This window comes from Bradyrhizobium archetypum (assembly GCF_013114835.1).
Lineage (GTDB): Bacteria > Pseudomonadota > Alphaproteobacteria > Rhizobiales > Xanthobacteraceae > Bradyrhizobium > Bradyrhizobium archetypum.
On the sequence record NZ_JAAVLW010000007.1, the window covers coordinates 391,394 to 403,972 of the forward strand.

Genomic DNA, 12,579 nt, shown 5'->3' on the forward strand with positions numbered 1-12,579 from the left:
GGGTAGAGCGCGCAAGCGAAACCCATCAAGTCCTCGCGCGGAGAGGCGATGGGGATCGCTTGCGCTCCCCCATCGGACGACACTGCGTCAATACAAGATCAGGTACTTCGCCACCTCGGCCTCGTTCCATTCAAGCCCAAGACCTGGCCCTCGCGCGGTTACCGTGCCGCCAACGATCTCGGCGGGATGGGCGAGGATGACGCTGGCGAAGTCCAAATATTCGAGCCAGTGCGCGGTTGGCGTCACTGCCAGCATGTGGGCGCTGGCTTCCGCAAACAGGTGGCTCGACATCGGGATGTTGGCGGCCTCGGCTTGGGCTGCCACCTGCAGCCAGCCGGTGACGCCGCCGCACTTCATCAGGTCGGGCATGATGAAGTCGCTGGCACCAGCTTCGATTGCCTCCGCAAAGCCGCGCGGGAACCACCAGTTTTCGCCGGCCTGAATCGGCGTCGGCGAGGTCTCGCGCACCTTGGCGTGCCCGCAGAGGTTTTCCTGCGGCACCGGCTCCTCGATCCAGTGCAGGTCGTAGGGTTCGAGACGGGCGATGCGGCGCGTGGCTTCTGCGGCATCGAGCGACTGGTTGAAGTCGATCATCAATGCGATGTCCGGACCGATCAGCGCGCGAACGCCCTTGACCACGCGCTCGTCGTTGGCGGCATCGCCATCGCCGCCCTTGATCTTGATGCCGCGAAAGCCCTGTTCGAGTGAATCGCGCAGCGCCTTCTCATCGGCCACGGGATCGACCACGCCATAACTATCATACGCCCGGATCGGTTTTGGTGAACCGCCGAGCAGTTCAACCGCCGGCTTGCCGGCCAACTTTCCGAGCGCATCCCAATAGGCCATGTCGAGGCCGGATACCGCCATGCCGACCAGACCCTGCCAGCCGAGCAGGCGAAATTTTGCATCCATCGTCTTCATCAAATCGACCGGCGCCACCGGCTTGCCGATCAACTCGCGGCCGATCTCCTCGACCAGGTGCACCAGGGGCTTCAGCGCCAGCTTGCTGTAGGCGAAAATGTAGGCGTGACCTGTAACGCCCTGATCGGTCGCGACGTCGATCAGGACCAGCGGGCCGACATCGATCACGCCGAAGGCGTTCTTCACGGGACGCTTGAGCGGCACGACAAGGCCGCGCGCCTTGACGCTGCGGATCGCGGGAATGGGTTTGCTCATGGCTTGCTCCTCATTCGACAGCGTACCACCGCACCAGCCGCGGCGCCGCCCAGTCGGCCGCGGCGGACTCGATCAAGTAGCGTCCGGCATGTTCAGCCAAAAAGGCGATGCGCTGGGTCTGGCCGGGCTCGATCGCCAGCGTATCCAGCCAGAACGGCTTCCAGCCGTCATCGAGCCGGTCGAGCAGGCGGAAGTGGTGGCCGTGGAGGTGGAAGACGGTGGCGATGGCGGCGCGGTTGGTCAGTGCCAGCACCACGGTGCGACCCGTCTTGGCGCGGAAGGCAGGGGCGCTCGTGGCGGTAAAGCCGGCCGGTGTCATCCAATCGCCCGCGGCGCCACCAAGGGCGAGATCAACCCGGGTTGCGCCCTTGAGCTCAATCCGCTCGGGTAAGCCGTTCGACGGCAGCGGCGGGGCCGGCGGCAACGGGGCGGGGCGGATCGGCGGCTCGCTGGAGACGACGAGTTTGCCAACCGGGCGGGCCTCCTTGCCGTCGTGAAGTAGGATTGCCGAGGAAGTGCCCGCGGGCCCTGTCACATCGATGAAGGCATCGGCCCGGCTGCCCGGCGCCAGCACCAGTGCACCGTTGCGGGCCTGGAACGGCTCGGACGGCTGGCCGTCGATAGCCATCACGCGAACGTCGAAATTCTCTATTTTCGTTGCAATAACAGCGCGTTGACACGCGCTAATAAAGCGGAATCTGACGCGCTCATTGGTTCGGACTGAGATTTCGAATGAAGTTCTGCCGTTGACGGTATGAATCGGCATCGCGTCTTTCGGCTCGACGCCGGGCGCCATCGCGGTGCCGTCGGGGAGGACCCGCCAGTCTTCGATCAAGAGCACCTCGTCGCGATCGACGGCGATGGCCTCACTTTCGCGGACCACCACCGCTCGGGCCCGCGGCGGCCGCGCCTGGCCGTCTCCGAGCAGCCCGAGGTCGCACAAGAAGGTCCCGGCATCGCGCAGCGGCAGTTGCAGGCTTTGCTTGCCACCCGCGGCGAGCGGCGCGCGGCCGGTCAGCGGTTCGGCCGCCGAGGCGCCGTCGATTCCGCGCCAGTTCAGTACCGCAGGCGCGGGTAGCTCGTTGGCGAATGCCACCTCCAGCGTGTCGCCTCGCTTGAAGCTGAGTTCCGGCCCCTGCAGCGACCAGACCGGCGTCGGCGGGCCGTCACGCAAGGCGAGGGCGTCGGCCCGGGCCTGGAGCGCGACCGACAGCCCCGCTTGAACCTGTCCTTGAGCCCGGCCCGTGGCAGGCCATGCCGGGATGAGCGCGGCGGCTCCCAAACCGGCCATTAGGTCGCGTCTATTCAGCGGGAGTTTGGGACTTGCCATCGGACCGATGCGGACCATTTTTTGATGTATCCATGCTAGCTGTGACGCCTTGCCCCGGTGCTGTCAAAAAGGGCCATTTTTTTGCTGCGGAGATGGTGGCTCATGTTATAAGCCCGCCGCCCGCGGCATCGCGGCCGGGTATGGATGCTTTTCACGCGGGCGTGGCGGAACTGGTAGACGCGCTGGATTTAGGTTCCAGTGACGAAAGTTGTGGGGGTTCGAGTCCCTCCGCCCGCACCAAGCGCTCTATCCAAGCGTTTGCATAAGAATACTGGAGGGCCAGTTTCCCACGCCGGGGAACGAAAGCCCGCCGAACCACCGGCGTCAGGCTTGCCAAGGCCGCGCCTCGAATAGTTGACACTGCCGGGCCGCTTCTGGCCCGGCGCAAGCGGAAGAAGATTGACACAATGCAGGTCACCGAAACCCTCGCCGAGGGATTGAAACACGAGTTCAAGGTCAGCGTTCCCGCATCGGATCTTGACGCCAAGGCGGATGCCAAGCTGGTCGATCTCAAGGACAAGGTGCGCCTCAACGGCTTCCGTCCCGGCAAGGTGCCGGTCACCCATCTGAAGAAGGTGTATGGCCGCTCGGTGATGGCCGAGGCCATCGACCAGACCATCCGCGATACCAACACGCAGATCTTCACCGAGCGCGGTTTCCGCCTCGCGACCGAGCCGAAGATCACCATGCCGACCGAGACGAAAGAGGTCGAGGAGCTGCTCGCCGGCAAGACCGATCTGACCTACACGGTTGCGATCGAGGTGGTGCCGACCATCCAGCTCGCCGATTTCAAGACCTTCTCGGTGGAGAAGCCGGTGGTGGAAGTCACCGATGCTGAGGTCGACGAGGCGATCAAGCGGATTGCCGATCAGAACCGTCCCTATGCGGCAAAGGGCGAGGGCGCCAAGGCCGAGAAGGGCGATCGCGTCACCATCAACTTCAAGGGCACCATCGAGGGCACCCCGTTCGACGGCGGCACCGGCGAGGGCATCCAGGTCGTGATCGGCGCCGGCCAGTTCATCCCGGGCTTTGAGGAACAGCTCGAAGGCATCGGGGCTGGTGAGACCCGTACGCTGAAAGTGTCGTTCCCGAAGAACTACGCCAGCGAGAAGCTCGCCGGCCAGCCCGCCGAGTTCGAGACCACCGCAACGGCGATCGAAGCGCCCGGTGAAACCAAGATCGACGACGAGTTCGCCAAGACGCTCGGCCTGGAATCGCTCGACAAGCTGAAGGAAGCCGCGCGCGAGCGTCTGGTCGCCGAGTTCGCCGGCGCCACGCGCCAGCGCGTCAAGCGCGCGCTGCTCGACCGTCTCGACGACAGCCACAAGTTCGAGGCGCCGCCGTCGCTGGTCGAGGAAGAGTTCAACCTGATGTGGAACTCGATCAAGGCCGAAATGGAATCCTCAGGCAAGACCTTTGCCGACGAGAACACCACCGAAGAGGCGGCCAAGGAAGAGTACAGGAAGATCGCCGACCGGCGCGTCCGGCTCGGTCTGGTGCTGTCGGAAATTGGCGAGAAGAACAAGATCACCGTGACCGACGACGAAGTCGGCCGTGCGGTGATCGAGCGGGCGCGTTCGATGCCCGGCCGCGAGAAGGAAGTCTGGGACTACTATCGCAACAATGCCAATGCGCTGGCCCAGCTTCGTGCGCCGATTTATGAAGACAAGGTCGTCGATTTCATTCTCGAACTGGCCAACGTGACCGAAAAGAAGGTCACGCGCGAGGACCTGTTCAAGGACGACGAGGCCGACGAGAAGAGCGCAGCCTGATCGATCCGGTCAGGCGGACGTTAATGATGAGCGGCGAAAGCGGCGGGGCCCAGGCACCCGTCGCTATGAGATCGCCTGCGAATCAGCTTGAACTCGCCTCGTTCGGCTTGCGATTGTCCGGCCTTGTCGGGAGGAAATTGGCTCATATCTGTGAGCGGCTCGCAGAAGCGAGTTCTGAGTTGAAGTCTGCATCACGGGACGTTCGTCCGCGCGCGGCAATCATGCCGACTGAAGCGATGGATGTTCGTCCCCGCCTGCTCTTGACCTAACCCTCTACCAACCCTTGGGGTAACTAATGCGCGATCCCGTTGAGACCTACATGAACCTCGTTCCGATGGTGGTCGAGCAGACCAACCGCGGTGAACGCGCCTACGACATTTTCTCCCGGCTTCTGAAAGAGCGCATCATCTTCGTGACCGGTCCGGTCGAAGACGGCATGTCGACGCTGATCGTCGCGCAGCTCCTGTTCCTTGAGGCGGAAAATCCGAAGAAGGAAATCTCGATGTACATCAATTCGCCCGGTGGCGTGGTGACATCGGGTCTTGCGATCTACGACACCATGCAGTTCATCCGTCCGCCGGTGTCGACGCTGTGCACCGGGCAGGCGGCATCGATGGGCTCGCTGTTGCTCGCGGCCGGTGAAAAGGACATGCGCTTCTCGCTGCCGAACTCGCGCATCATGGTGCATCAGCCCTCCGGCGGCTTCCAGGGCCAGGCCACCGACATCATGCTGCATGCGCAGGAGATCCTGAATCTCAAGAAGCGCCTCAACGAGATCTATGTGAAGCACACCGGACAGACCTACAAGGCGATCGAGGACGCGTTGGAGCGCGACAAATTCCTCACCGCCGACATGGCTCAGGACTTCGGCATCGTCGACAAGGTGATCGACAAGCGCCCGGAAGAAGTGACGCCGGTGAAAGTCCCGTAAGGTAACGGGTAGCGGACACGCCGCATTCACCTTAACGGTTGGTTGAGCCGGCAAATATGGCCGAAAGCGGCGTGCCCGTGCCTCCGCACGGGCCGAAAGTTCCGCTTCCGTGCGGTTTTGCGGCGTGGCAATACCGCAACGCTCGGTCGATTTCGTCAACTTCTCCCCGTGCGAACGCCACAAATCACGGTATTGTCACGGGTAGCCATTCGGGCCCCGATTAGCGAATTCTTGATAGTCGGGTGTCAGCATGGTTGGCTGTGTGGGCTGGGTTAAGATCGCGGGGGATTCGAGAAGCCGTGATTCGCACGGTGGGTAATTGAGTTAGGGTCTTTTCTGGTACGGAATTTGCTCTATCTACCTTCAGGTCCGGCGTGAGTGCCGGAATGGGTCGATCGGGTAACGGATCGAACGGCGGACGGAGACAGGAATGAGTAAGGTTGGCACGAGCGACTCCAAGAACACGCTGTATTGCTCGTTCTGTGGCAAGAGCCAGCACGAAGTCCGCAAACTCATCGCGGGGCCGACCGTATTCATCTGCGACGAGTGCGTCGAACTCTGCATGGACATCATCCGTGAGGAGAACAAGTCATCGCTGGTGAAGTCGCGCGACGGCATCCCGACGCCGAAGGAAATCTGCAAGGTGCTGGACGACTACGTGATCGGCCAGAGCCATGCCAAGAAGGTGCTCTCGGTTGCCGTTCACAACCACTACAAGCGCCTCAATCATCAGACCAAGCACAATGACGTCGAGCTTGCGAAGTCGAACATCCTGCTGATCGGTCCGACCGGTTCGGGTAAGACGCTGCTGGCGCAGACGCTGGCGCGCATTCTCGACGTGCCGTTCACGATGGCGGATGCGACGACGCTGACCGAGGCGGGTTACGTCGGCGAGGACGTCGAGAACATCATCCTCAAGCTGTTGCAGTCGGCCGACTACAATGTCGAGCGTGCGCAGCGCGGCATCGTCTATATCGACGAGATCGACAAGATCAGCCGCAAGTCCGATAATCCGTCGATCACCCGCGACGTGTCGGGCGAGGGCGTGCAGCAGGCGCTGCTGAAGATCATGGAAGGCACGGTTGCCTCCGTGCCGCCGCAGGGCGGCCGCAAGCATCCGCAGCAGGAGTTCCTGCAGGTTGACACCACGAACATTCTGTTCATCTGCGGCGGCGCCTTCTCGGGTCTCGAGAAGATCATCTCCGCGCGCGGCCGTTCCACCTCGATCGGTTTCGCCGCCCAGGTGCTGGCGCCCGAAGATCGCCGCACCGGCGAAATCTTCCGCCATGTCGAGCCGGAAGACCTGCTGAAGTACGGCCTGATCCCGGAATTCGTCGGTCGTCTGCCCGTCGTGGCGACGCTGGAGGATCTCGACGAGAACTCGCTGAAGAAGATTCTGACCGATCCGAAGAACGCGCTGGTGAAACAATACCAGCGGCTGTTCGAGATGGAGAACATCGAGCTCACCTTCGCCGACGAGGCGCTTGGCGCGGTTGCCCGCAAGGCGATCGAGCGCAAGACCGGCGCGCGGGGCCTGCGCTCGATCCTCGAGAGCATCCTGCTCGAGACCATGTTCGATCTGCCGGGTCTGGAAGGCGTCGAAGAGGTCGTGATCTCGCGCGAAGTCGTCGAGGGAACCGCCCGTCCGCTCTACATCTACGCGGACCGTTCGGACCGGGCCGTCGAGAGCAGCGCCAGCGCCTGATACGGTCGCGCCGGCTTGAACTCATCACTATCGACAATGCGGTCGCCGAACCCTTCGGCGGCCGTGTCGACGCCAGCGTTTTTCGCGCGTTGACCCGCAATTTGCGGTCATTTTCCGTGACTTGACACCCCCATACCCGATAGCCACCTAATGCCCATGGTGGCGGAAATCACGTTCGAGATTCGTCGCAATTTCATCCGGTGAGAGGCGGCAGCGAAGGCCGCCGAGCGATCCGGAACTCCCGCACCTTGTGGCGGTTGCGCTAGCCAAGCGGACTGCGTGCAAGGGGGCAAAACAAAAGGACAAGGCCATGACCACCCCAAAAACCCGGCCAACCATCGTTCTCGGCGAAAGCCACGCCTACCCGGTGCTGCCGCTCCGTGACATTGTCGTTTTTCCGCACATGATTGTGCCGCTGTTCGTCGGCCGCGAGAAATCGATCCGCGCCCTCGAAGAGGTCATGAAGAATGACGCGCTGATCCTGCTCGCGACGCAGAAGAACGCGTCCGACGATGATCCGAGCCCGGATTCGATCTACGAGGTCGGCACGCTCGCCAGCGTGTTGCAGCTCCTGAAGCTTCCCGACGGCACCGTGAAGGTGCTGGTCGAAGGGCTGGAGCGCGCGCGCGTGCAGAAATATTCCGACCGCATCGAATATTACGAAGCGACCGCGATCGCGCTCGCCGATACCGACGCCAATTCGGTGGAAGCCGAAGCCCTGGCGCGCTCGGTCGTGTCCGACTTCGAAAGCTATGTGAAGCTGAACAAGAAGATCTCCGCCGAAGTCGTCGGCGTGGTTCAGGCGATCACTGACTTTGCCAAGCTGAGCGATCAGGTCGCGCAGCACCTGGCCGTCAAGATTGCCGATCGCCAGGGCATCCTGGAGACGTTGTCCGTGACGCAGCGCCTGGAGAAGGTGCTGGGCCTGATGGAGAGCGAAATCTCGGTGCTGCAGGTCGAGAAGCGCATCCGCTCGCGCGTCAAGCGCCAGATGGAGAAGACCCAGCGCGAGTATTACCTGAACGAGCAGATGAAGGCGATCCAGAAGGAGCTCGGCGACGACGAAGGTCGCGACGAGTTGGCCGATCTGGAAGAGAAGATTGCCAAGACCAAGCTTTCCAAGGAAGCGCGGGAGAAGGCGCAGCACGAGCTCAAGAAGCTGCGCCAGATGTCGCCGATGTCCGCGGAAGCAACCGTCGTGCGCAACTATCTCGACTGGCTGCTGTCGATCCCGTGGAACAAAAAGTCCAAGGTTAAGAAGGACCTGGAGCAGGCGCAGGCCGTGCTGGACAGCGATCACTACGGGCTTGAGAAGGTCAAGGACCGCATCGTCGAGTATCTAGCGGTGCAATCGCGCGCCAACAAGCTGACTGGCCCGATCCTGTGCCTGGTCGGACCTCCGGGCGTCGGCAAGACCTCGCTCGGCAAGTCGATCGCGAAGGCGACGGGGCGCGAGTTCGTGCGCGTCTCGCTCGGCGGCGTGCGCGATGAAGCGGAAATCCGTGGTCACCGCCGCACCTATATCGGCTCGATGCCCGGCAAGATCATCCAGTCGATGCGCAAGGCGAAAACCTCGAATCCGCTGTTCCTCCTGGACGAGATCGACAAGATGGGCGCCGATTTCCGCGGCGATCCGTCGTCGGCGCTGCTTGAGGTGCTGGACCCCGAGCAAAACTCGACCTTCAACGACCACTATCTGGAGGTCGACTACGACCTGTCGAACGTCATGTTCATCACGACCGCGAATACGCTGAATATTCCCGGACCCTTGATGGACCGCATGGAGATCATCCGGATCGCCGGCTACACCGAGAACGAGAAGGTCGAGATCGCGCGCAAGCACCTGATCCCGAACGCCATCTCCAAGCATGGCCTCGACTCGAAGGAATGGTCGATCGATGACGATGCGTTGCTCTTGATGATCCGCCGCTACACCCGCGAGGCGGGCGTGCGCAACCTGGAGCGTGAGCTCTCCACACTCGCCCGCAAGGCAGTGAAGGAGCTGATGATCTCCAAGAAGAAGTCGGTCAAGGTCACCGAGAAGACTCTCGAAGACTTCCTCGGCGTGCCGAAGTACCGCTTCGGCGAGATCGAGAGCGAGCCGCAGGTCGGTATCGTCACCGGACTTGCCTGGACCGATGTCGGCGGCGAGCTGCTGACGATCGAAGGCGTCATGATGCCCGGCAAGGGCAAGATGACGGTCACGGGCAACCTGCGCGACGTGATGAAGGAGTCGATCTCGGCGGCGGCGTCCTACGTCCGCTCGCGGGCGATCAACTACGGCGTCGAGCCGCCGCTGTTCGACAAGCGCGACATCCACGTCCACGTGCCGGAGGGCGCAACACCGAAGGACGGACCGTCGGCGGGTGTCGCGATGGCGACTGCGATCATCTCGGTCATGACCGGCATTCCGGTCCGGCACGATGTCGCAATGACCGGCGAGATCACGCTGCGTGGCCGCGTGCTGCCGATCGGCGGTCTGAAGGAGAAGCTCCTGGCTGCCGCCCGCGGCGGCATCAAGACGGTGCTGATCCCCGAGGACAACGCCAAGGATCTCACGGAGATATCCGATGCGATCAAGGGCGGCATGGACATCATTCCGGTTGCAAGGCTGGATGAGGTGGTCGCCAAGGCGCTGGTCCGCACGCCCACGCCGATCGTGTGGGAAGAGGACACCAAGGTGGCCGTGAAGCCCGACGCAGGCGAGGAAGCCGGCGGCGGTCTGACCGCCCACTGAGCCCGATCAGTCACAAAATGATAAACGGCGCCCCCGGGGGGCGCCGTTTTTGTTGGTACGCGTCCGCCAACGCGGCGAGCTCAAGCAGGCGCGACAAATCTGGTGCGTTCCGCTGTGCTGTGGATCCGCGATATCAAGGGGTTGCCGGGGCGATCTGAGGACCCGGCGTTTGAACACCCGATACGTCAACCCTTATTCCAACCCTTGCACCAAGGGGGGCCGCAGGGCTAAACAGGCGGTCACGGGCGGCTAGCTCAGCTGGTTAGAGCATCTCGTTTACACCGAGAGGGTCGGGAGTTCGAATCTCTCGCCGCCTACCAGCCTTCGCGGCTAGCGGGCTATGGCTGGGCAAGCCAGCCTTCGCGGCGGTGGTGCCACGTATGCTCGCCCCACAGGGCGAAGGCTGTCGCGCCGAATCTCGAAGAGAAGGCGTACCGGCTAGGCGCGGGACCGAGCCTTACGCCTCGCTCTCTTGTTCTTCAGCCTTTTCTTCAGCCTTGCGGACTTGGCGTGGTCGCCGGGAGACTTAGCGGGGCTCCTCCGAGCGAAACAGGTCCTACAGGTCCCACAGGTTTCGACTGCCGAACTATCTTTTTGCGCGTCGCTTGGGATAGCCGGTTACGAGCGTGCCCTGTGCGAATGGAGGAAGTCACTTCCGGGGTTATCGCATTTTGCAGCGAGTCGACCTTCGCCATAAGCCTGGAAATCTGAGCAGAGATCTTCTTCACGTCTTCATGCTCATCCGCAATCTGCGCAGATAACTTCTTCACGCCGGCCTGCTCATCCACGACGCTCTGTCTTAGAGACGCAAGCGTAATTGAATCCTGCTGAAGAAGAGCTGTGTTTTGCTGCAATAAGAAGTTGTTCTCTTGCAGCGCGGTAACGTGTTGCTGCTGGGCCGACTGAATATCCTTCAATGCGGCGACAGCCGGATCCGGTGTCGGATCGGAAGCTTTCTGGTGTGGAAGCAGTTCGGCCAAACTACTGAGATCAGGCAGGGCAAAATCGGACGGCGCCATTGTATAGACGGCCGCAGCACTGTTTATTCCAAGAGCGAACACCGCCAGTGCCAAGACCGATTTCCGGCTCGACGGCTTGCTCGGTGCGGTGGCTTCGGGTTGTTCGGTTTGGCTCTGCTTTTCCGATGTCGTGGTCACGTGCACTAACCTCAAATGAGTGAAACAAAAAAGAGCCGTCGCTGGATCGTCCCTTGCGACGGCTCCTTTACGCGACACTCAACGAGAACTACCGGCGATAATAAGCTGATGAGATTAATTCGGCGTTAGCGCGTCAGTCGTCTGACACGGACTGCAAGCGGCTGCTGGTCGCGCTGCTGTTGCGCCGAAGCTCGAAGGCGGACCTGATCGACAGCGAACCAACGTTCCGATCCCGCAGCGCAAACGCCACCGCCGGCCACTCAAAATGCTGACAGGTGGCAGCGCGGGGCGGTGCCGAGCGATGTTGCACCACCCCGCAACACTGTACCTCTAGAATTGTCCTCTACAAGTCTGGCGATATCGACGGCAATTTCCCTCGCCGCGTTCACCCAACGCATCCTTGTTGAGGCAAGCATATCTCAATTCGGCGCAGACATCCCTGCGAACCGGTCGTCCGCAGGCCTCCCGATATCTGCGGCAATTTCCTTCGCCCCGCTCTCCCAGCGCGTCCTTGTTTTCGCAGGCAAGCCTTAGTTGCTCGCATCGCCCACCTCCTCGATCCACGCGGACGCCTCCCGGTCCGATTTCAATGGACTGAGCAAAGGCCGAAATCGGAATCACAAAAAGAGCGGCTGCCGCTACGGCGCCGAAGGTATATTTGCGCATTCCACTCATCTGATCCCTCCAGGTGCTAGTGTCGGTCATTGCCTTGCGGCAATAGATCACGCGAAAAGCGGGATATCGTTCCGAAGGGAATGCACGAAAGTGTATTTATGGGCCGATATCTTAGGGTACATGAACGAACGAAGCGGCATCACGGCAATGATGCGGCGATGACACGGCGTGAATGGTCTGGCGCAGGCGCGAGCGGGCGTTCAAAATCGAAGAAGGAGCGTGCAAATGGAAGCACCGGCAAGCCACGATCAAAACGCCGACCAAGTCGCTTACTGGAATGGGCCGGCCGGCCAACGCTGGGCGGAGCGGCAGGCGGCGCAGGATGTGCTGCTCAAGCCGGTCGCCGACCTCGTCGTTGACCGGGCGCGGCTGACGCCGGGCGAGCGCGTCATCGATGTCGGTTGCGGCAGCGGTGCTACCGCGATCGCATTCGCACGAGAGGTCGCGCCATCGGGCCATGTGCTCGGCATCGACGTATCCGGCCCGATGCTGGAGCGGGCGCGGCAGGCTGCGCCGAAGGATCTGCCGATCGATTTCGTTCTCGCCGATGCCACGGTCTATCCGTTTGAGCCCAACAGTTTCGATGTGCTAGCCTCGCGGTTCGGCGTGATGTTCTTTGCCGACCCCGCGGTGTCGTTTGCGAACATGCGCAAGGCGCTGAAGCTTTCGGGCCGGCTGGCATTCGCGTGCTGGCGCGAGCCGCGCGAAAATCCGTTCTTCATGGCGCCGCTTGCGGCTGCCTACAAGCACGTGCCGAAATTGCCGCAGCTTGGGCCGCAAGATCCCGGGCCGTTCGCGTTTGCCGCGGAGGCGCGGGTGCGCCGCATCCTTGGCGAGGCCGGCTTTACCGGCGTCGAGATGGAGGCGTGTCCACTCTTGCTGGATGCTGCGATCGGCCGCGGCCTCGATGGCGCGGTGCAGGGCGCGATGCAGATCGGCCCGGTGAGCCGGGCGCTGGAGGGGCAGCCGGACGACGCGCGCGCTGCCGTCGCCGCTTCCATCCGTGAGGCGCTGACGCCGTTCGCCAAGGGTGATGCGGTGCTGCTGCCCGCGTCGGTCTGGATCGTGACCGCAAGGGCGTCGTAATTCGTATCGA

General features: G+C 62.3%; 8 protein-coding genes and 2 tRNA genes. 7 read left to right on the plus strand and 3 right to left on the minus strand.

The genetic code is table 11. The annotated features are described in order from the left end of the window. Positions 1 to 87: 87 nt before the first annotated feature. Entirely contained in the window at positions 88 to 1,176 is a 1,089-nt protein-coding gene (locus HCN50_RS24810) for an enolase C-terminal domain-like protein (RefSeq protein ID WP_171712502.1), read from the minus strand. A 10-nt stretch (positions 1,177 to 1,186) separates the two neighbouring features. After that, a complete protein-coding gene (locus HCN50_RS24815) occupies positions 1,187 to 2,524 on the minus strand; it encodes a multicopper oxidase family protein (protein WP_171712503.1) in 1,338 nt (445 codons plus the stop codon). 137 nt (positions 2,525 to 2,661) lie between these two features. Between HCN50_RS24815 and HCN50_RS24820 the strand changes: the two genes are divergently transcribed. From HCN50_RS24820 to HCN50_RS24845, 6 genes are all read left to right on the plus strand, one after another. Continuing rightward, positions 2,662 to 2,746: transfer RNA gene (locus tag HCN50_RS24820), tRNA-Leu, on the plus strand. A 167-nt stretch (positions 2,747 to 2,913) separates the two neighbouring features. Further along, entirely contained in the window at positions 2,914 to 4,278 is a 1,365-nt protein-coding gene (gene tig, locus HCN50_RS24825; RefSeq protein ID WP_171712504.1) for a trigger factor, read from the plus strand. A 295-nt stretch (positions 4,279 to 4,573) separates the two neighbouring features. Then, positions 4,574 to 5,209, plus strand: coding sequence for an ATP-dependent Clp protease proteolytic subunit (locus tag HCN50_RS24830; RefSeq protein ID WP_171712505.1), 636 nt, complete (start codon positions 4,574 to 4,576; stop codon positions 5,207 to 5,209). Positions 5,210 to 5,639: 430 nt separating this feature from the next. Then, on the plus strand, positions 5,640 to 6,914 hold the full coding sequence (gene clpX / locus HCN50_RS24835; protein WP_171712506.1) for an ATP-dependent Clp protease ATP-binding subunit ClpX: 1,275 nt from the start codon (positions 5,640 to 5,642) through the stop codon (positions 6,912 to 6,914). A gap of 310 nt (positions 6,915 to 7,224) precedes the next feature. Then, positions 7,225 to 9,651 carry an endopeptidase La gene (lon, locus tag HCN50_RS24840; RefSeq protein ID WP_171712507.1) on the plus strand — a complete coding sequence of 809 codons (2,427 nt, stop codon included), beginning with the start codon at positions 7,225 to 7,227 and terminating at the stop codon, positions 9,649 to 9,651. A 243-nt stretch (positions 9,652 to 9,894) separates the two neighbouring features. Continuing rightward, positions 9,895 to 9,971 (plus strand) — tRNA-Val (locus HCN50_RS24845). Between the two features lie 171 nt (positions 9,972 to 10,142). On the opposite strand, the gene HCN50_RS24850 is transcribed toward HCN50_RS24845, so the two are convergent. Beyond that, positions 10,143 to 10,808 carry a hypothetical protein gene (locus HCN50_RS24850; RefSeq protein WP_311968203.1) on the minus strand — a complete coding sequence of 222 codons (666 nt, stop codon included), beginning with the start codon at positions 10,806 to 10,808 and terminating at the stop codon, positions 10,143 to 10,145. A gap of 900 nt (positions 10,809 to 11,708) precedes the next feature. On the opposite strand from HCN50_RS24850, the gene HCN50_RS24855 reads away from it, so the two are divergent. Then, entirely contained in the window at positions 11,709 to 12,569 is an 861-nt protein-coding gene (locus HCN50_RS24855; protein WP_171712508.1) for a class I SAM-dependent methyltransferase, read from the plus strand. Positions 12,570 to 12,579 lie beyond the last annotated feature (10 nt).